General features: G+C 49.4%; 17 protein-coding genes, 1 tRNA gene and 2 pseudogenes. 8 read left to right on the forward strand and 12 right to left on the reverse strand.

The window, feature by feature from the left end; translation table 11 throughout:
• Nucleotides 1–169 precede the first annotated feature (169 nt).
• The 5 genes from E6Q52_RS06520 to E6Q52_RS06540 all read right to left on the reverse strand — a co-directional run bounded on the left by E6Q52_RS06520 (nucleotide 170) and on the right by E6Q52_RS06540 (nucleotide 5,562).
• Nucleotides 170–1,105: a D-hexose-6-phosphate mutarotase gene (locus E6Q52_RS06520; protein ID WP_194740378.1), complete on the reverse strand. Its 936-nt coding sequence runs from the start codon at nucleotides 1,103–1,105 to the stop codon at nucleotides 170–172.
• Complete coding sequence (gene ilvD / locus E6Q52_RS06525; RefSeq protein ID WP_292820037.1) at nucleotides 1,105–2,961, reverse strand: dihydroxy-acid dehydratase; 1,857 nt, start codon at nucleotides 2,959–2,961, stop codon at nucleotides 1,105–1,107. The genes E6Q52_RS06520 and ilvD overlap by 1 nt, the downstream gene beginning before the upstream one ends.
• A gap of 103 nt (nucleotides 2,962–3,064) precedes the next feature.
• A complete protein-coding gene (locus E6Q52_RS06530) occupies nucleotides 3,065–3,322 on the reverse strand; it encodes a TIGR03643 family protein (RefSeq protein ID WP_292820039.1) in 258 nt (85 codons plus the stop codon).
• A complete protein-coding gene (locus E6Q52_RS06535; RefSeq protein WP_292820041.1) occupies nucleotides 3,313–3,498 on the reverse strand; it encodes a YbdD/YjiX family protein in 186 nt (61 codons plus the stop codon). The genes E6Q52_RS06530 and E6Q52_RS06535 overlap by 10 nt, the downstream gene beginning before the upstream one ends.
• Before the next feature lie 12 nt (nucleotides 3,499–3,510).
• On the reverse strand, nucleotides 3,511–5,562 hold the full coding sequence (locus tag E6Q52_RS06540; protein WP_292820118.1) for a carbon starvation CstA family protein: 2,052 nt from the start codon (nucleotides 5,560–5,562) through the stop codon (nucleotides 3,511–3,513).
• 258 nt (nucleotides 5,563–5,820) lie between these two features.
• Between E6Q52_RS06540 and E6Q52_RS06545 the strand changes: the two genes are divergently transcribed.
• Together E6Q52_RS06545 and E6Q52_RS06550 are read left to right on the forward strand one after the other, a co-directional pair.
• Nucleotides 5,821–6,054 (forward strand): ANTAR domain-containing protein, encoded by a 234-nt coding sequence (locus E6Q52_RS06545; RefSeq protein WP_292820043.1) that lies wholly within the window; start codon nucleotides 5,821–5,823, stop codon nucleotides 6,052–6,054.
• 93 nt (nucleotides 6,055–6,147) lie between these two features.
• Nucleotides 6,148–6,223 (forward strand) — tRNA-Val (locus E6Q52_RS06550).
• 17 nt (nucleotides 6,224–6,240) lie between these two features.
• Here E6Q52_RS06550 and radC read toward each other — a convergent pair.
• Both radC and E6Q52_RS06560 read right to left on the reverse strand, forming a co-directional pair.
• A complete protein-coding gene (gene radC / locus E6Q52_RS06555; protein ID WP_292820045.1) occupies nucleotides 6,241–6,915 on the reverse strand; it encodes a DNA repair protein RadC in 675 nt (224 codons plus the stop codon).
• A gap of 12 nt (nucleotides 6,916–6,927) precedes the next feature.
• Complete coding sequence (locus tag E6Q52_RS06560) at nucleotides 6,928–7,695, reverse strand: hypothetical protein (protein ID WP_292820047.1); 768 nt, start codon at nucleotides 7,693–7,695, stop codon at nucleotides 6,928–6,930.
• A gap of 100 nt (nucleotides 7,696–7,795) precedes the next feature.
• Here E6Q52_RS06560 and coaBC point away from each other — a divergent pair, with 100 nt between their 5' ends.
• The 5 genes and pseudogenes from coaBC (at nucleotide 7,796) to rpmG (ending at nucleotide 12,349) form a co-directional block, all read left to right on the forward strand.
• Nucleotides 7,796–8,986: a bifunctional phosphopantothenoylcysteine decarboxylase/phosphopantothenate--cysteine ligase CoaBC gene (coaBC, locus tag E6Q52_RS06565; RefSeq protein WP_292820049.1), complete on the forward strand. Its 1,191-nt coding sequence runs from the start codon at nucleotides 7,796–7,798 to the stop codon at nucleotides 8,984–8,986.
• Nucleotides 8,987–9,093: 107 nt separating this feature from the next.
• Nucleotides 9,094–11,253 (forward strand): annotated as a pseudogene (locus tag E6Q52_RS06570) (TonB-dependent receptor family protein).
• Nucleotides 11,254–11,377: 124 nt separating this feature from the next.
• A complete protein-coding gene (dut, locus tag E6Q52_RS06575) occupies nucleotides 11,378–11,830 on the forward strand; it encodes a dUTP diphosphatase (protein ID WP_292820051.1) in 453 nt (150 codons plus the stop codon).
• A 95-nt stretch (nucleotides 11,831–11,925) separates the two neighbouring features.
• Nucleotides 11,926–12,162 (forward strand): 50S ribosomal protein L28, encoded by a 237-nt coding sequence (gene rpmB / locus E6Q52_RS06580; protein WP_018986249.1) that lies wholly within the window; start codon nucleotides 11,926–11,928, stop codon nucleotides 12,160–12,162.
• Between the two features lie 31 nt (nucleotides 12,163–12,193).
• A complete protein-coding gene (rpmG, locus tag E6Q52_RS06585) occupies nucleotides 12,194–12,349 on the forward strand; it encodes a 50S ribosomal protein L33 (RefSeq protein WP_013441158.1) in 156 nt (51 codons plus the stop codon).
• 120 nt (nucleotides 12,350–12,469) lie between these two features.
• Here the strand turns inward: rpmG and E6Q52_RS06590 are convergent, their stop codons facing one another.
• Both E6Q52_RS06590 and mgtE read right to left on the reverse strand, forming a co-directional pair.
• Complete coding sequence (locus tag E6Q52_RS06590) at nucleotides 12,470–13,759, reverse strand: mechanosensitive ion channel domain-containing protein (protein ID WP_292820091.1); 1,290 nt, start codon at nucleotides 13,757–13,759, stop codon at nucleotides 12,470–12,472.
• 9 nt (nucleotides 13,760–13,768) lie between these two features.
• A complete protein-coding gene (gene mgtE / locus E6Q52_RS06595; protein WP_292820095.1) occupies nucleotides 13,769–15,226 on the reverse strand; it encodes a magnesium transporter in 1,458 nt (485 codons plus the stop codon).
• A 77-nt stretch (nucleotides 15,227–15,303) separates the two neighbouring features.
• On the opposite strand from mgtE, the gene E6Q52_RS06600 reads away from it, so the two are divergent.
• Entirely contained in the window at nucleotides 15,304–15,546 is a 243-nt protein-coding gene (locus E6Q52_RS06600; RefSeq protein WP_292820099.1) for a glutaredoxin family protein, read from the forward strand.
• Nucleotides 15,547–15,595: 49 nt separating this feature from the next.
• On the opposite strand, the gene rplQ is transcribed toward E6Q52_RS06600, so the two are convergent.
• From rplQ to E6Q52_RS06615, 3 genes and pseudogenes are all read right to left on the reverse strand, one after another.
• Complete coding sequence (gene rplQ / locus E6Q52_RS06605) at nucleotides 15,596–15,982, reverse strand: 50S ribosomal protein L17 (RefSeq protein WP_292820102.1); 387 nt, start codon at nucleotides 15,980–15,982, stop codon at nucleotides 15,596–15,598.
• Between the two features lie 32 nt (nucleotides 15,983–16,014).
• The gene (rpoA, locus tag E6Q52_RS06610) at nucleotides 16,015–17,001 is read right to left on the reverse strand and encodes a DNA-directed RNA polymerase subunit alpha (protein WP_292820104.1); all 987 of its coding nucleotides are present in this window, start codon (nucleotides 16,999–17,001) and stop codon (nucleotides 16,015–16,017) included.
• A gap of 56 nt (nucleotides 17,002–17,057) precedes the next feature.
• Nucleotides 17,058–17,191: pseudogene (locus E6Q52_RS06615) on the reverse strand (30S ribosomal protein S4); the annotation flags it as partial.

Consider the following 17,191-nt stretch of genomic DNA (forward strand, 5'->3'; position numbering starts at 1 on the left):
CCCGTAATGCAATTCTCATGCATGTGGCATATTACCTGACCAGACAAAATCCACAATAGAAAAACCGTGAAAAGCAACGGTGATTCATATAATTTCAACCGGTTTGGCGTTTTGCCAACAAGCTAAAAACGCACGTGCAACGCTACGGTTGACAGGCGTCACAATAACGTTACAAGGTCTCGATCGAGTATTCCGCGCTGAGGATATGCTTGCGTCCCGGGTTAATCACCACCATGTTATCCATGGCGTTGGTGGTTTCCACACAAATGGTTTTGCGCCACTCTTCACCGACGCCCATGTCGCCCATGGCCCCGGCTTTTTCGGCGCCCGGATTCCATACCACGGTGGTATCACTGCCGGATTTGGAGACATGAATAATGCGGTTAAAGCCGCTGTCATGAATCGCACAATCGGAGCTATGGTGCACATAGACACGGTCGTATTCTTTGCCGTCAAATGTCAGCGCATTGTGTTCTACATTGCGCTCGTACTTGAGCAATTTATCCAGGTAGACCAGGTCTTGCATGCCAGTGATTTTAACGTTGGATAAATCACTGACATTAAAGTAAGTGTGGAACGCTTCACTGATCACAAACGGATGCTCAGCCAGGTTGGTCGTCGCCAGGTCAATCCGCAAACGACGGCCTATGGTAATCGTCAACGTCAGCTCATACGGGTAAGACAGCTGGCGCTGCGCTTCTGGTGTTTGCTGCATTTCAAGAATGATGCGCGTCGCGCCGGTCGGCGTGGCATCAATATCCATCACGCGCCAGGGAATCACACGCGCAAAGCCGTGTGGACACAAGGTGCTGTCAGTCGGGTGTGCACCAAACCATGGCCAGCAAATCGGTGTGCCACCACGGATAGAGCGACCTTTGACATAGCGTGCATTGCTGGACAACCATAGCACCGGATTCGACAGGAATTTAGGTTGCCACTGCATGACATGCGCGCCTTGCAGAGCAATTTTGCCTGTGGCCAGCGGATTATCAATTTCCAGGTACTGCAAGCCATTTTCATCCTGCCACTGGGTGACATGCGCATGCAAAGTCATGCGCTTGGTCATCTCCATCGTCTTGGCCAGGACACTACATTCGTCGCTCATTATTTCCCTCTCTCAATCTGTGACACATCACGCACCGCACCTTTGGCAGCGCTGGTACTCATGGCTGCATACGCACGCAAGGCTGGCGAAACCACACGCTCACGGTTTAATGGTTTCCAGGCATCACGGCCTTTGGCCTCCATCTGGCCACGGCGGTGCGCCATTTCCTCGTCAGTAATCACCAGGTGTATGGTGCGGTTAGGGATATCAATCTCAATGGTATCGCCCTCTTGCACCAGGCCAATCGCGCCGCCTTCGGCCGCTTCTGGTGAGGCATGGCCGATACTCAACCCAGAGGTGCCGCCTGAAAAACGGCCATCGGTCAGCAAGGCACAGGCTTTGCCCAGGCCTTTAGACTTCAGGTACGAGGTGGGATACAGCATCTCTTGCATGCCAGGGCCACCACGCGGGCCTTCGTAGCGAATCACCACCACATCCCCGGCGACAACCTCATCATTCAAAATACTGTCGACTGCCGCATCCTGACTTTCAAACACGCGGGCACGACCGTTAAATTTGAGGATACTGTCATCCACACCAGCGGTTTTAACAATACAGCCATCCAGCGCAATATTGCCGTAAAGTACGGCCAAACCACCATCTTGTGAATAAGCATGTGCCTTGTTACGGATACAACCATTTTCGCGGTCATCATCCAAGGTTGGCCATAACATGCTTTGACTGAATGCAATGGTCGTAGCAATGCCACCAGGCGCGGCGCGGAAGAATTTTTTCACCTCTTCATCTTGCGTGGTGACGATATCCCATTTAGCCAATGCATCCCCCATACTAGGACTATGAACGGTTGGCACTTCAGTATGGATGACACCGGCACGATTCAGCTCTGCCAGAATACCCATCACGCCCCCGGCACGGTGCACGTCTTCCATGTGATATTTGCTGGTGGCAGGCGCCACTTTAGACACGCAAGGCACTTGGCGTGAAATACGGTCGATGTCTTTCATGGTGAAATCCACTCCCGCCTCATGCGCAGCGGCCAGCAAATGCAGCACGGTATTGGTTGAACCGCCCATGGCCACATCCAGGCTCATGGCATTTTCAAATGCCTGCATGGTGGCAATACTGCGTGGCAAGACACTGTAATCATCTTGCTCATAATGACGCTTGGCCAGCTCAACGATCAAGCGACCTGCTTGCAAAAACAATTGCTTACGCGCAGCGTGTGTCGCCAGGGTTGAGCCATTGCCTGGCAAGCTTAAACCTAAGGCTTCTGTCAGGCAGTTCATCGAGTTGGCAGTAAACATGCCAGAGCAAGAACCACAGGTTGGGCAAGCAGAGCGCTCGATTTCAGCCACTTCAGCATCACTGACATGACTATCAGCAGCTTCCACCATGGCATCCACCAAGTCCAGCTTGCGCACTTCGCCATTCCAGTTCACTTTGCCGGCTTCCATTGGGCCACCAGACACAAACACCACCGGAATATTCAGGCGCAAGGCTGCCATCAGCATGCCAGGCGTAATTTTGTCGCAGTTTGAAATACACACCAGCGCATCGGCACAGTGTGCATTGACCATGTATTCCACGCTATCCGCAATCAGGTCGCGGCTAGGCAAGCTATACAACATACCGCTATGGCCCATGGCAATGCCGTCATCCACAGCAATGGTATTAAACTCTTTGGCGACGCCGCCAGCCTTCTCGATCTCGCGCGCAACCAGTTGCCCCATGTCTTTTAAATGGACATGGCCAGGCACAAACTGGGTAAACGAGTTAGCCACCGCGATAATCGGCTTGGAGAAATCTTCATCTTTCATGCCGGTGGCACGCCATAACGCGCGAGCACCAGCCATGTTACGACCCTGGGTCGTCGTGTGAGAACGGTATTTAGGCATGAGAAATACTAGGACAGTCGTTAAAATCTTATTTTAACTGAATCCGCAGCCGCCTGCGCGCCTGAAACAGGTTTGTTACATTCGGCGCGGGCGATAAAAAATGCTAAGGCCGCACTTGTTTGTGCTGAAAGGATGAACAGTGTCGGTTAACGACGGAACTACGCAAAGCCGCATGTTTGGTCTGTTGCCCGCGCGTCCGTTTGCGCCATGAAATAAATGCGCCAGATTTTAACTGCTGACGCATCAGCACAATCACTTCTGCCTGGCCGAGGCCAAATTGATGTTTGATTGCCTCAAATGGCGTGCGGTCTTCCCATGCCATTTCAATGATGCGTGAAATATCGCCTTCTGTTAACAGCATCGCTTGACTCCCGTCCATTGTTGATCTTGCCATTGCTTGAAAAAGGCGGCGCGACTCAAGGGTGGCGCCGCATTCGCCTGCGCGTGATGCTCGGCATAATGCGCCAGATAACGCTCATAAGCATCATCACCAGACAATTGCCGAACACGTTGCCAAACACTGATTAATTTGCGCATCGCTAATCCTTTTTAAATCAATCTGCTTGCCACATAAGCCGCTTCGCTGTCTGGCAACACAGCCAGGCCAGCCAATTTACGCCGACTCATACGCAGCATATCCAACACCACCACCCACAGCATGAGCACAAAAAACAGTGTCAGCCAGGCATCCAGTTGCTGATTAAAAATCAATTGTGGGGCCACCGCTGCTTTTTCTGGCGGTAATGAACCAATGGACAACTTGTGTGACAAATCATTCGCTGCCGCAAAAAATCCGACGCGAATATCATCACTAAAAATCTTCTCATAAGCCGCGGTGGTGGTAATCGCCAGCAACCAGAACAGTGGCAAGCCGGTGATCCAAGCCTTGTTGACCTTACCGGATTTAATCAGAATGCCGGTGGCGACTGAGAGCGCAATCGCGGCCAGCATCTGGTTGGCAATGCCAAACAAGGGCCATAGGATATTAACGCCACCATTCGGGTCAATGACGCCGATATACAGAAAATAGCCCCAGCCCGCCACGACCAACGCACTGGTCAGAATCACAGACGGCGTATAAGAGGTTTCCCCCAGCTTGGGATGCAAATTACCGAGCATATCTTGTAGCATAAAGCGGCCAACACGGGTGCCTGCATCCAGCGTAGTGAGGATGAAAATCGCCTCAAACATAATGGCAAAGTGATACCACAATGCAAGTAAGTGCTCACCAAACACCGTGCCCAAAATGCTGGCCATGCCTACGGCCAGGCTGGGCGCGCCACCGGTACGCGCAAACAGGGTGCTCTCGCCCATGGCGCTGGCTAAATGCTGCATCTGTGCCACACTCACCTCATACCCCCAACTGCTGATGGTATTCACCGCATCTAGTGCTTCTTTACCTACCACCCCAGCCGGGCTGTTGATGGCGAAATACACGCCTGGTTCCAGCACGGTGGCGGCGATCATGGCCATGATGGCGACAAAACTCTCCAGCAACATCGCGCCGTAGCCTATCATGCGGATATCGCCTTCACTGCTGATCAGCTTGGGCGTTGTGCCACTGGCAATCAGCGCATGAAAGCCAGAAATTGCGCCGCAAGCAATGGTAATAAACACAAACGGGAACAATTTACCGCCAAAAATAGGGCCGCTACCATCAATAAAAGGCGTGATGGCTGGCATATGGATTTCCGGGCGCAGCCACAAAATCGCAATCGCCAGCATTAACACCGTGCCCAGCTTCATGTAGGTAGATAAATAATCACGCGGCGCCAACAACAACCAGACGGGCAACACCGCCGCCGCAAAGCCATAGGCAATCACGCTAAACGCAAGCGGCAGGCCGTCATGATCAAACCATGCTGCCAACACCGGGTGATGATCTACCCAGCCCCCAAACACCACGGACGCCAGCAATAACACCACCCCCAGCAAAGAAGCCTCCAGCACGCGGCCTGGTCGCAGATAGCGCATATAAACGCCCACCAGCATGGCGATTGGGATAGTGGCGGCGACGGTAGAAGTCCCCCATGGGCTATGTTTCATGGCGTTCACCACGACCAGCCCCAATACTGCAATCAGGATAATCATGATCAGAAAAGTGCCGATCAACGCGGCGGTGCCGCCTATCGCCCCAATTTCGTCACGGGCCATTTGCCCCAGACTACGGCCGTTGCGCCGCGTAGACAAAAACAAGGAGACCATATCCTGCACGGCCCCACCGAGCACCGCCCCGATCAATATCCACAAGGTACCAGGCAGATAGCCAAACTGTGCCGCTAGTGTTGGCCCAACCAGCGGGCCTGGCCCGGCAATCGCTGCAAAATGATGACCGAATACGACCCAGCGATGGGTAGGCACATAATCGCGGCCATTATTTAAACGCTCCGCTGGCGTGGCGCGGGTCGCATCAATCGCCAGCACGTTGGCCGCAATCCAGGCTGAATAAAAGCGATAGCCAATCAAATAGACACACACTGCAGCCGTCATCAACCACAACGCATTTAATGACTCCCCGCGCGCCATGGCAACACGTGCCAGCGCAACGGCCCCCAGCAAAGCTAAACCAGCCCAGCCTGCGCGACTCCAAAAGGCTTTCATCATGATGACTTTTTTCCTGTTTTTTTAATGATTTGCACTGTAACAAAAAGGCTCTCTGCACGCAAAAAACATCGCCGCGCCTGAACACTGTGGATGTGGTGCAGTGGCACTGCCATGGTGCATACATAGAGAGCAACAAACAACTGAACCAACCTCAAAACCAGGGACATTACCTTTTAAAATCATTAGATTAACAAAAAATCACCAACTGGCATGCAGATTGCTAAATCGTACTAGACTATTTTTAATGAATAAGTAATGAGACCTGCACCTACCAAGATGTCAGCTTCAACAATCCCAACATCGCCGATGATTCTGAGTATAGAAGACCAGAAACTGGTCGACTCGGCAAAAGAGATTTTGATGCACCAACGCGACCTAAGCGAAGAGCAAGCCTATTTGCTATTGTCGGAGATGGCAGACAAACGCAAAACCGGCATGGCCGATATTTCACTGCAATTAATCAATATCACTAAACGACTGACGGTTTAAGCTGAGACAGCCAACGACACATACAAACATTTTTTTGTTGGCTCTTGCAGTAAAAAAATGTTTCGGTATAATGCGGCCTTCGTTGCAATGCACGGGTGCTTAGCTCAGTTGGTAGAGCGTCGCCCTTACAAGGCGAATGTCAGCGGTTCGACCCCGTTAGCACCCACCACCCCCTGCCTGCACCGCTCAAATTAATCCCCGCTCGCTAAACGAAAATGTGTCTTGTCTGGCCACAATAATGTGATCCAGCACCTTGATATCCACCAGATTTAAAGCGTCTTTCAAACTGATGGTCAATTGCTCATCGGCACGGCTAGGCACTGCGCTTCCGCCAGGGTGATTGTGGCTTAAGATCAACGCCGCCGCATTGAGTGCCAGCGCGCGCTTAACTACCTCACGCGGATAAACACTGGTTTGCATCAAGCTGCCTTCAAATAAGGTTTCATAGGCAATCAAGCGATTCTGCGCATCTAAAAACAGTATGCCAAACACCTCGCGTTGCAGATGCGATAATTGCAACTGCAAATAGTCTTTGACTTGGGCAGGCGAACGAAAGCTATCTTGCTGCTGCAGGGTTTCCCCCAGTGCCCGCTTGCTCATCTCGAGCACCGCTTGCAACTGGCAGTATTTGCTCACGCCCATGCCCGGCACCGCCGTCATCTGTTTGACATCTGCAGAAAACACGCCATTGAGGCTTTGAAAATGCTGCAATAAATCGCGCGCCAGATCTACCGCGGTTTTGCCTGCCATGCCGACGCGCAAAAAAATGGCCAGCAACTCGGCATCAGACAGGCTCGCGGCACCCGCGCGCAGTAACTTCTCGCGTGGTCGTTCTTGTTCAGGCCAGTCGGTGATTGCCATCGCGCCTCCTGTTTATTTTAACCAGCCGATTTCACGTGCGGTTGGTCGACCAATCACGACCTCCCCCAAGCTCTTGGCCATGCGTGCTTTTTGCGTTGTTTGTGGCACTTTGCCTGCCATCACTTCGGCCATAGATTGCGGATAAAGCGGTTGCGCATAAGGCTCGGCATAGCCCTGCGGAAACAGGGGCAGACTGGTACCCAAGTCATATTTATCGCTGGCACTGAGCGTATGCAGTAACTCATGTCCAATAATCACAGCATTGGTCGCATGCTGGCTGTTTTCCGCAAACAAATTGACGCGACCGATTCTGCCTTTGTGTAAAGCGGTTGAGTGCAGCAAGTGGCGATGCTTGCCTGGGTCGTGATACAACAGATATAGCTTGATATCAATAGGCTTACCGACCTCTGGTTGATGCCCCCAGCCAAACCACCTGAACTTGAGACTCCACAGAATAATATCCAAAAGGTGGCCGTTGACCGCGGGCGGTGCCGGTGGAACATCGTGAATCTCAGGCCCTAAATAAAGGCTGATGGGACGAGACAAAGGTAATTGGTATTTTTGTGCCTCGCGTGAAAAAAACTGCGCAATGACTTCAAAATCTTGTGGTCGCAAGCTGGTGATGTAGGCATCCACCACTGGCGTGCCATCAACATTAATTGGGTATAAAGCGACGTTTAAAGATTGACGCCACTGCAAGGTTTGATATTCCTGCCAAAGCTGCATCAATGCAGCCAGCACCACAACCACCCAGAAAAAAATCCTGACTAACTTTAGCATGCGCTCCACCCCACCGATGCGCAGATGTTAACATCTTTAAAGAAAATGCTATACATTGCAGAAATGGCAATTGCCTGAAATTTACAGTTAAAATGCAGCCATGATCCCAACGCACTCACATCCGCGCCATTTACTGCTCGGCGTCACAGGCGGCATTGCCGCTTACAAAACGGCAGAGCTCGTGCGTTTACTGGTTAAACAGGGCCACAGCGTGCAAGTGGTGATGACAGAAGCCGCAACCCACTTTATCACGCCGACGACATTACAGGCGTTGTCCGGCAACCCGGTATTTGTTGATAGCTGGGATCAACGCATCGCCAACGGTATGCCGCACATCGAACTCAGCCGCAAAGCCGATGCCATTTTAGTGGCGCCTGCCAGCGCAGACTTTATCGCCAAACTCGCGCATGGCTTTGCCAACGACTTACTCTCTACACTATGTCTTGCACGTGAGTGCCCACTATTGGTCGCACCCGCCATGAATCGTCAAATGTGGGAGAATCCTGCCACACAACGCAATATTGAACAACTGCAACAAGACGGGATCACAACATTAGGCCCGGATAGCGGTGAACAAGCCTGTGGCGAGGTGGGACAAGGCCGAATGCTGGAACCCACAGATTTAATGGAAGCGTTAAACAGCTTTTTCACGCCCAAGCTGCTGGCAGGCAAAAAGCTACTCATCACCGCTGGTGCCACGCTAGAAAAGCTGGACCCAGTGCGTGGCATCACCAACCTCAGTAGCGGAAAAATGGGCTATGCGCTGGCACAATCCGCCATGCACATGGGCGCGGAGGTCACACTGATTTATGGCCATGCCAGTGCGGCGCGCCCAACCACCAGCCGCGCCTACTTTGCCAGCAGCGCTAATGAGATGTACCAAACGGTAATGCAGCATATTGCAGATCAGGACATTTTTATTGCCGTAGCCGCGGTCGCCGACTACAGGCCAGAGATGTCTTCTGAACAGAAAATCAAAAAAAGTGAAGAGTCACTCACAGTGAGACTCATCAAAAACAAGGACATCCTCGCAGATGTTGCCTCTTTGCCCAACCCACCCTATTGCGTTGGATTCGCCGCCGAGACAGAACAGGTGCTCGATTACGCCAGGCAAAAAAGACTGGCAAAACGCATCCCCATGATTGTGGCTAATCACGCCAGCACCGCCATGGGCAGCGAACAAAATTCCGTCACCATTATTGACGCAGGCGGCGAACATGCGCTCGGCACCGACGACAAAATTAACATCGCATTCAAACTTTTAACCCATCTTAAAAGCCAATTTGACTAAAGCTAACTAAATCGATATTTCTCAGTACTTTCATGAAAATACTGAGCTGCCCAAACTTACAATCAGCTTACAATCGCGCAGCTTAATTTTTAGTATCGAGAATCATCATGCGCGCACCTCGCCTCACCCCCTTATATATCGCCCTTTGCGTCGCCTTTGGCAACGTATCACCCGCCATGGCAGACGAAGAAAAAACACTCACGCTGTCACCGGTCGTTGTCACCGCAACTCGTCAGGCACAAAACAGTTTTGATTTGCCTGTGGCGATTGATGTCGTTGAGCAAAAAAACATCAAAGACGGCCAGTTACAAATGAACTTGTCCGAAAGCCTGATCCGCGTGCCTGGTATCACGGCGCAAAACAGAACACAACAAGCACAAGACCCACAAATCTCCAGCCGCGGCTTTGGCTCACGTTCATCGTTTGGCGTGCGCGGAATTCGTGTCTACGTAGACGGTATCCCGCTCACCATGCCAGATGGCCAGGGCCAACCTGGCGTTGTCGATTAGTCATCCATTAAAAGCATAGAAGTAATGCGTGGCCCGTTCTCGTCACTGTATGGCAACTCGTCTGGCGGTGTGATTCAGATGTTTACGCAGGATGCGCCTGCTACGCCTACCATTGGCGCCACTACCATGTTTGGAAGCTATGATACCAAACGCAATGTGCTGGAGGCGGCTGGTCAATTAGAGGGCTTGGAATACTCGCTGAATGTATCCAACTATGAATCTGACGGTTACAGAGCCAATAGCTCAAGCAATAAACAAATGGCCACCGCCAAATTTAAGTTTAATTTAAACGAAGATACTAAAATCACGACCTTGGTGAACTGGTTTGATCAGGAAGCGCAGGATCCGCTTGGATTAGATAGAGCAAGAGCCTTTTCTAACGCAACAAGAGATAAAGTTGTTCCTGCGGCCTTATTTGCAAACACCAGCGTTAAACGTGACCATACGCAAGTGGGTTTTAACATTGAGCATGCGTTTAACGCTAACAACAAGCTGACAATCATTCCTTATGTCGGCACAAGAAACAATGCACAAATATTAACAACCACAGCACTGGCGACTACTTTAAATGGCCCAGGGGGAACAAGCACAAACCCATGTAATACGACACGCGGCACTTGTGCTCGCCTCAGTGAGATTAGCAGAGAGTTTTATGGAGTTGATGCGAGATGGGATAATACAGGATATATATCAACCCTTCCTTACAAAGTTAGCCTTGGTATGACTTATGGAAAATCCTCTGATGATCGTTTAGACACCAACATTCTGAACAACGGGTTTGCTGTAAGCGTTCTTAATCGAGACGAGGTTAATACTGTCGACAATTTTGATCAATATCTTCAAACCAGCCTGAGCTTGACGCCAACGCTAGACTTACATGCAGGCGCCCGCCACACTAAGGTAAAATTAAAAGTAAAAGACAATTTAATCACTTTAAATGGCGACAATAGCGGTGAAGTTGAATACCAAAAAACGACACCAGTAATTGGCGCTATATGGAAAGCCACAGACAGACTGAATCTTTACGCAAACTTTGGCAAAGGTTTTGAAACGCCAACATTCATTGAAGCAGCGTTTGACGATGTAACTACAGGGGTTGCAAGTAAACCAAATTTAAGTTTAAAGGCCTCGGAGAGTAACAATACTGAAATCGGCTTAAAATCATTTATTACCGATAACACACGTGTCAATCTAAGCTTGTTTTACATCACAACCAAAAATGAAATTGTGACAGATAGGACAGTTTCTGGAAGATCCAGCTACGTCAACGCAAACGATACAAAACGATCAGGCGCCGAACTTTCTATCGATAGTATTTTTGACAATGGGTTCACTACATTTATCTCTTACACACTACTCAATGCAAAGTTTGACTCTGACTACCGGACGACCAGTGGCAACTTGATTACTTCTGGAAATAGAATCCCGGGCACTTATAAATCTCAACTTTATGGTGAGGTTGCGTGGAAATATCAGCCCTTAGGCTTTTTCTCAGCTCTCGAAGGCCGCCATAACAGCCAAGTCTACGTGAACGATATCAACACAGACAAAGCGCCCTCTTACACCATCTTCAATATCCGCGCAGGACTTGAACAAAACCTGACCAACTGGCGATTTAAAGAGTTTATCCGTTTAGAAAACATTACCGATAAAGACTACATCGGTTCTGTACGCGTCAATGACGGTAACGGCTTATTCTTCGAACCAGCCGCCGGTCGCAACTACCTGCTGGGTTTAAGCGCACAATATAAATTCTAAACGTCCACACGATTTGAAAAGCCAGCAACTGCTGGCTTTTTTGTTGCTGACTAATTATCGTAATCAGTGATTTTCAGCCTCATTTCGTGTTTAATAGCGCAATCATTTTTATGGAGTATGCAGCATGTCGATTACCGTAGACCTCAAGATTCTTGACCCCCGCTTGCATCACATGATGCCTAGCTATGCCACGCCAGGTTCAGCCGGGTTGGATTTACGCGCCTGTATCGAGCATACACAAACCATACAGCCGGGCGAGACCGTCATGATCCCTACTGGCATGGCGATTCATATTGATAACACTTATTATGCAGCCATGATCTTGCCGCGCTCAGGCCTGGGCCACAAGCATGGCATTGTGCTGGGCAACCTGGTGGGGCTGATCGACTCTGACTATCAAGGTCAGTTATTGGTCTCGTGCTGGAACCGCAGTAAAGAGCCGTTTATTTTGAACCCGATGGAACGGGTGGCGCAGATGGTGATTGTGCCTGTGGTACAGGCAGATTTTCATATTGTGGACGAATTTACCAGCAGCGAACGCGGTGAAGGTGGCTTTGGCAGCACAGGCAAGCACTAATTGTGTTAAAAATGACAATAATCGCTTGATTTGTGTATACGATTCAATCTATAATCTCGCTCTTTCTGAAAAGATAAAAGTATTTGGAGACAACCATGGCACGTGTATGTCAGGTAACCGGTAAAAAACCAATGGTGGGCAACAATGTTTCTCACGCACAAAACAAAACAAGACGTCGTTTCTTGCCTAACTTGCAAAACCGTAAGTTTTGGGTTGAGAGCGAAAACCGCTGGGTAAGCCTGCGCATTACCAACGCTGCTTTGCGTACGATCGACAAGAATGGTATCGACGCTGTGTTGGCTGATTTGCGTGCTGCTGGCGAAAAAATCTAACTCGCGACATTAGTCAGCTAAGGACATTATCATGCGTGAAAAAATCAAATTAGAGTCTAGTGCTGGTACAGGTCATTTCTATACCACCACAAAAAACAAACGTACTATGCCAGAGAAAATGGAAATCAAGAAATTTGACCCAGTAGCTCGTAAGCATGTCATGTACAAAGAAACTAAATTGAAATAATTTTAGTTTTAAGTATGAATAAAAAAGCCTGCAACTGCAGGCTTTTTTATTCCCTGTGTATTATTGCCATTTTCTATCGACCAACAAAAAGCCCAATGCAAGCATTGGGCTTTTTGTTGTTTAAAGCGCTGTAGAAGCGGCTGGCACGGAGATCAACCTCACGTCGCGCTGTGGATATGGAATCTGAATATTATTCGCTTTAAAGCGCTGCCAAATCTCATAGTAGATCTCACTTTGCAACCTAGCAGAACCTTCCTCAGGATCAGCAACCCAGACCGACAATTGCAAATCAATGCCACTTTCAGCAAAGGCCTTGATAATCACATCCACAGCCGATTCATCTTTTATGGTGCGCTGATGCGCCTGACCAACCTCTTTTAAGATCTGCATGGCTGCATCCAGGTCACTTTCATAGGAAATCTGGATTGGAATCGGTATTTTTGCTTTGTGTGCGGCAGACGTATGATTAATGACCACGTCGGTGATCATCGTTTCGTTAGGGATAATCACTTCAGTTCCATCCAACTTACGCAGAATCATGTAGCGTGAACGCAACTCTTTGACGATGCCATAGTGGTTACTAATGGTGAGAATGTCGCCCATATGCAGCGATTTATCCATCAGAATAATAAACCCACTCACATAATTGCTGGCGATCTTCTGCAAACCAAAGCCCAGGCCCACACCAAGCGCGCCCCCAAAGACTGACAGCATCGTGACATCAATGCCGACGGCCGCCATCGACATCAGCAAGGCGATGACGATGGCCATCATGCGCACCAGCTTGACCATAATGACACGCCAGTTGCTATTAATAGTCTCTGAGGCCATCAAGCGCAGCTCTATCATGCGGCTTAACCACAAAGCGACCAGCATCGTGATCACGATGGTCAGCCCACCCTGGATCAACAACAACAAATTTAACTTCTGTTTGCCGACGCTAAATTTTACATCCTCTAGAATCTGCAAGGCCGGATCGAGGAAGCCGCTGATATGCAATGCCACCACTACCCAGACACTCCAGGCGATGACGCGCTCAAAAGAGTGCAACCAGGCGCTGGGCGAGAACACATAACGCAACACATAGACCAGGCTGCGAATAATCACCATCGCCAGCAACATGCGCGCGGCCAACCGCAGCAACCCGACATGCATAAAGCCCTCTAGCGAATAGCGCGCGGCCACCAGCATCAAAAACGCCACAAACGGGAAAAACAAGCGTTCAATACCGCCCAATAGCATTTTATAAACGGAGTTTACTTTGCCGGCCTCTATTTGTTTGCGCAAATGCCAGTTGAGCAAGCCGCTCACACCTAAAATCACGCCAAATACAAACAACTGCCAGAGCGCAGAAACCGTGCTCAGGTCATGAACAATTTCTTTCCAGAGAATATTAATATCGTTATCCATCATAGATTATTACAACAAAAAGATTGTGGCCAGGCCGAGGAAGATCATGAAACCGCCACTGTCAGTGAGCGCGGTAATCAACACACTAGAGCCGACGGCCGGGTCTCGACCAAGTTTATTCATCACCAGCGGGATCATGACGCCGATAATGGCCGCCAATAATAAGTTGAGCGCCATGGCCGCCATCATCACCAGGCCTAATGCCGCATTGTGGTACAACCAGAAGGCAATCAAGCCCAGCACCCCACCCCAGAGCAAGCCATTGAGCAAAGCCACACCCATTTCTTTTTGCAACAACGACTTCATGTGATAACCGGAAATCTGACCCAGCGCCAAACCGCGCACTATCATGGTAGTGGTTTGATTACCAGAGTTGCCACCAATGCCAGCAACAATCGGCATCAGTGCGGCGAGCGCGACGATTTTTTCGATACTGCCTTCAAAGAGGCCAATCACGCGTGATGCCACCAATGCGGTGACCAGGTTGATCGCCAGCCAAGCCCAACGGTTTTGCACGGATTTCCAGATCGAGGCGAAAAAGTCTTCCTCTTCGCGCAAACCGGCCAAGGACAACATGTCTGACTCAGCTTCTTCCCGGATAATATCCATGACTGTATCAACGGTAATGCGCCCGACCAGTTTGCGGTTATTGTCGACCACTGGCGCCGTCACCAGGTCATAGCGCTCAAACGCCATCGCCGCCTGGTCTGCCATGTCTTCTGGATGAAACACCACCGCATCGCTAGACATAATGTCGCCAACCCGTGTCTCCGGGTCATTGAGAATAATGCGCTTGAGCGGCAACACCCCTTGCAAGATGTCATCGCGATTAATGACGAATAACTTATCGGTATGGTCTGGGAATTTAGGCAGTCGGCGCAGGTAGCGCAACACGACTTCGAGTGTTATATCGTCTCGAATCGTCACAATATCAAAATCCATGATGGCGCCGACGGTGTCATCCGGATAAGACAATGCAGATTGCAGGCGCTCACGATGTTGCGTATCCAGACTATACAGCAGGTCTTGTAACACATCTTTTGGTAAGTCTGGCGCCAGGTCAGCCAGTTCGTCAGTATCTAATTGCTCAGCAGCCGCCAGCAACTCGTCGCTGTCCATGTCCGCAATCAGCGTTTGCCGAACCGCATCGGAGGCTTCCAGCAGAATCTCGCCATCACGATCTGCTTTGACCAAGTCCCACACCATCAAACGGTCATCTAATGGCAGCGATTCAAGGATGTAGGCAACGTCAGCTGGATGCAACTGATCCAGCTTATGCTGCAGAATATTCAGATTTTGCTTGTGAACAAGATTCTCAACCAGATCATGCTTAGGCATATCCTGCCTGTGCACCACATGCTCGACCAGCTTGTGCTTATCCAGCAAGTGGATCACCTGCTGCAAAGTTTCGCTCAGGCTTTCCTTGCCTTCGGTCACTTTCTCATCGTGTTCGTGAATTTCTGTCATGCATGATCCAATGTTGAGCAGGCGTTAATTTTGCAGGTATCATTGTACAAAGCGTTGATGACACTACCTAGAGTTTTATGCAAAACCAACTGATATTATTGGGCACCAAAGGTTGCCACTTGTGTGATGACGCAGAGCTGCTGCTGCAGGCATTGAATCTGCCTTATGCATACACAGACATACTGGATGACGAAAAATTGCTACAGCGCTATGAAATCAGCATCCCTGTATTGCTTTATGGTCACGACGAGCAAGCTAATGCCCTGTTCTGGCCATTCGATACAGAAAAAATAAGCGGCTGGTTAACTAGCCTCAGCTAGAAAATAAAAAAGCCAGCAAAAGCTGGCTTTTTTATACTTGCATCACGTCTTATTCTGCTGCTGGTGCTTCTGCAACTTCTGGACGATCAACCAACTCAACAAATGCCATTGGTGCATTGTCGCCTTGGCGGAAGCCGCACTTCAAGATGCGCAGGTAGCCGCCATTACGTGCATTGTAACGTGGACCCAGTTCACCGAACAATTTACCGACGATGTCACGGTCACGCAAACGACTAAATGCCAAGCGACGGTTTGCCAGTGTAGGTGTTTTACCCAGAGTGATCAGTGGTTCTGCATATTTACGCAGTTCTTTTGCTTTTGGCAAAGTTGTTTTGATCACTTCGTGACGCAGCAAAGAGGCCACCATGTTGCGGAACATAGCTGCACGATGGCTGCTGGTTCTGTTCAATTTACGATTGCTATTACCGTGACGCATAGTAATTCCTTAAGTATTTATTTGATCAGAAATTAAGCTTTTTCCAGACCAACAGGTGGCCAGTTTTCCAGCTTCATTCCCAGTGTCAGGCCTTTAGAGGCCAACACGTCTTTAATTTCATTCAATGATTTTCTACCTAGGTTAGGCGCTTTCAGCAATTCGTTTTCCGTACGCTGAATCAGATCACCAATGTAGAAAATATTTTCCGCTTTGAGGCAGTTGGCAGAACGTACTGTCAATTCCAGGTCATCGACCGGACGCAACAGAATAGGATCTACCTGAGGCGCTGCTTTCACTTCAACATCTGCTGAAGCACCTTCCAGATTTGCAAACACAGACAACTGACCAATCAGGATACGCGCTGCATCACGAATGGCCTGCTCAGGCTCGATAATGCCGTTCGTCTCAACATCCATAATCAGTTTGTCAAGGTCAGTACGCTGCTCAACACGTGCGCTCTCAACATGGTAGCTCACTTTGTTGATCGGGCTGAAAGAAGCATCCACCATCATAAAGCCCAATACGCGATCTTCATCGTTGGCTTTTTGACGTACTGGTACAGGCTGATAGCCACGGCCCATTTCAACTTTCACTTCCAGGTTCAACTTGCCACCTTTAGTGATATTAGCCAAAATGTGACCTGGGTTAACGATCTCGGCATCATGACCAACATCGAAATCACCAGCAGTGACAATCCCTTCACCAGATTTACTCAATACCAAAATGGTTTCAGTCTTGTTGTGCAGCTTTAAAGCAACACCTTTCAGGTTCAGCAAGATGTCTACAACGTCTTCCTGTACGCCTTCAATGGTGGAGTACTCGTGTACAACACCATCAATTTTTACTTCAGTAATGGCAAAACCAGGGATGGAAGAAAGTAACACTCTTCTCAACGCATTACCCAAGGTATAGCCAAAGCCACGTTCCATTGGCTCTAAAGTCACACGTGCGCGCAGTGGAGTAATCACTTCAACGTCCACAACACGTGGCTTCAAATAATCTGTAGGGTTATTTTGCATACAATTCCTTGAAGTAATTGGGTATTAAAAAATAAACCTTAGCCTAGACTAAGCGATTACTTAGAATACAATTCAACGATCAATGATTCATTGATGGTAGCAGGCAACTCATCACGCTGAGGTTTAGCCTTGAACTTACCAGACAATGCTTTGACGTCGACTTCCAACCACTCAGGGAAACCACGTTGTT

Source organism: Methylophilus sp. (assembly GCF_008015755.1).
GTDB lineage: Bacteria > Pseudomonadota > Gammaproteobacteria > Burkholderiales > Methylophilaceae > Methylophilus.

Coding starts and splice junctions, on each gene's coding strand:
- E6Q52_RS06590 (WP_292820091.1), bottom strand. CDS start 13,759: ATGGATAACGATATTAATATTCTCTGGAAAGAAATTGTTCATGACCTG.
- rpmB (WP_018986249.1), top strand. CDS start 11,926: ATGGCACGTGTATGTCAGGTAACCGGTAAAAAACCAATGGTGGGCAAC.
- ilvD (WP_292820037.1), bottom strand. CDS start 2,961: ATGCCTAAATACCGTTCTCACACGACGACCCAGGGTCGTAACATGGCT.
- mgtE (WP_292820095.1), bottom strand. CDS start 15,226: ATGACAGAAATTCACGAACACGATGAGAAAGTGACCGAAGGCAAGGAA.
- E6Q52_RS06560 (WP_292820047.1), bottom strand. CDS start 7,695: ATGCTAAAGTTAGTCAGGATTTTTTTCTGGGTGGTTGTGGTGCTGGCT.
- rpmG (WP_013441158.1), top strand. CDS start 12,194: ATGCGTGAAAAAATCAAATTAGAGTCTAGTGCTGGTACAGGTCATTTC.
- radC (WP_292820045.1), bottom strand. CDS start 6,915: ATGGCAATCACCGACTGGCCTGAACAAGAACGACCACGCGAGAAGTTA.
- E6Q52_RS06540 (WP_292820118.1), bottom strand. CDS start 5,562: ATGAAAGCCTTTTGGAGTCGCGCAGGCTGGGCTGGTTTAGCTTTGCTG.
- coaBC (WP_292820049.1), top strand. CDS start 7,796: ATGATCCCAACGCACTCACATCCGCGCCATTTACTGCTCGGCGTCACA.
- E6Q52_RS06520 (WP_194740378.1), bottom strand. CDS start 1,105: ATGAGCGACGAATGTAGTGTCCTGGCCAAGACGATGGAGATGACCAAG.
- E6Q52_RS06530 (WP_292820039.1), bottom strand. CDS start 3,322: ATGCTGTTAACAGAAGGCGATATTTCACGCATCATTGAAATGGCATGG.
- E6Q52_RS06600 (WP_292820099.1), top strand. CDS start 15,304: ATGCAAAACCAACTGATATTATTGGGCACCAAAGGTTGCCACTTGTGT.
- rpoA (WP_292820104.1), bottom strand. CDS start 17,001: ATGCAAAATAACCCTACAGATTATTTGAAGCCACGTGTTGTGGACGTT.
- rplQ (WP_292820102.1), bottom strand. CDS start 15,982: ATGCGTCACGGTAATAGCAATCGTAAATTGAACAGAACCAGCAGCCAT.
- E6Q52_RS06545 (WP_292820043.1), top strand. CDS start 5,821: ATGAGACCTGCACCTACCAAGATGTCAGCTTCAACAATCCCAACATCG.
- E6Q52_RS06535 (WP_292820041.1), bottom strand. CDS start 3,498: ATGCGCAAATTAATCAGTGTTTGGCAACGTGTTCGGCAATTGTCTGGT.
- dut (WP_292820051.1), top strand. CDS start 11,378: ATGTCGATTACCGTAGACCTCAAGATTCTTGACCCCCGCTTGCATCAC.